The sequence below is a fragment of the Alcanivorax sp. HI0083 genome (assembly GCF_001635175.1).
This window is the reverse complement of record NZ_LWFX01001445.1, coordinates 1-1,291: the sequence shown is the minus strand read 5'-3', so window position 1 is coordinate 1,291 and position 1,291 is coordinate 1. Positions and strand designations below refer to the sequence as shown.

Annotated in this window: 3 protein-coding genes; 2 read left to right on the top strand and 1 reads right to left on the bottom strand. The window is 55.1% G+C overall.

What is annotated here, in order from left to right:
* Window positions 1–276 precede the first annotated feature (276 nt).
* Both A3754_RS28640 and A3754_RS28635 read left to right on the top strand, forming a co-directional pair.
* Complete coding sequence (locus tag A3754_RS28640; protein ID WP_063519302.1) at window positions 277–480, top strand: hypothetical protein; 204 nt, start codon at window positions 277–279, stop codon at window positions 478–480.
* A gap of 170 nt (window positions 481–650) precedes the next feature.
* Window positions 651–875 (top strand): hypothetical protein, encoded by a 225-nt coding sequence (locus A3754_RS28635; RefSeq protein WP_231880735.1) that lies wholly within the window; start codon window positions 651–653, stop codon window positions 873–875.
* A gap of 72 nt (window positions 876–947) precedes the next feature.
* Here the strand turns inward: A3754_RS28635 and A3754_RS21885 are convergent.
* The coding region (locus tag A3754_RS21885; protein WP_369817641.1) for a tRNA (guanosine(46)-N(7))-methyltransferase TrmB at window positions 948–1,291 on the bottom strand (344 nt) is incomplete at its 5' end.

Genomic DNA, 1,291 nt, shown 5'->3' with positions numbered 1-1,291 from the left:
GCTGTTGCGTCTTGTCTTGATGGTCAGGGTGGTTCCCTTTCCGAGAGGCAATGCGCAGCAGGTGTGCGCTTCAGGCCGCGCCTTTATGCCCGAACGGGTGCTTCGGGTCATCCAGGCTGGCCCGCACTCGTTGTTGCGCTTTTTCGATGGATGGACATATCTCGATCCCAGTTAGGGGACACCTTCAAAAGCGCGCCCTCTGTGCCCCGAATGGGGTATAGATTGCGAACCAGCCTGAAAGACTGAGTACGCAAGGAGTTTTTCAGAGGTTCCCTAGTGACGCTGCTGGTGGCCTTGGCCACCGGAAACTCCTGGGCTGTTGAAGATAGCCTGCGAGGGGGCTTTCTTGTGGGTGGAGGCTTTGCGCTGGATACCGGTAATTTTGCTGATGAGCTGGAAGATGCTCTGGGTGGTGGTTTCAACGTAGAAGATGATGGTGCCAGCACAGGGCCAGACCTGTACTTGGGGGTATGCTTTTAGTGGCGCTTCCTCTTTTCGTATTGGCTACCGCCAATTCGGGGAGCAATCCGGAGAGGTGTTCACGGGTGGAATGAAGATAGGCGAATATGAGGTGGATGCCGATGGTCTGTACCTGGCGGCTGATATCATGTTCCCACTTGCGGATACGGTTTACTTGGGGGGCATTGGGTTTGCAGAACTGGGATGGCGAATCCATTACTACCACTGCCCTCGGGACGTCGAAAAGCAGCAGCGATGGTCGGGATTTTTTCTATGGCCTGCGTGGTAAATTTCTTTTCAATCAGGGGAACGGCGGTATTGTCGCGGGTTACACCTTCTACAGCTTTGAAGATGAAATGGGTGAAGAGCTGGAATACAACAGTTTAAATTTGGGGGTGGAAGGCTACTTCCGCTGAGATTGAGCAAAGAAAAACCGCAGCCTGCGCTGCGGTTTTTCTTTGCCCGCCTTTAGGCCGAATTCTTTACTGTTAAGCGCTTTTCTCGAACAACAAGTCCCAGACTCCGTGGCCAAGTTTTTCCCCGCGGCGCTCAAACTTGGTTTCCGGGCGCCAGCTCGGGCGCGGCGAGAAGACGCCTGGCCCCGCCACATTGTTGAACCCCTCGGCTGTGTTCATCACTTCCATCATGTGTTCGGAATAGTTTTCCCAGTCCGTGGCCATGTGCAGAATACCGCCGGGTTGCAGTTTGCGTTGTACCAGTGCCACCCAGGCGGGCTGAACGATGCGGCGCTTGTGGTGCTTTTTCTTGTGCCAGGGATCCGGGAAGTACAGCTGCACCCGCGCCAGGCTGTTATCGGGAATGCACAGCTCCA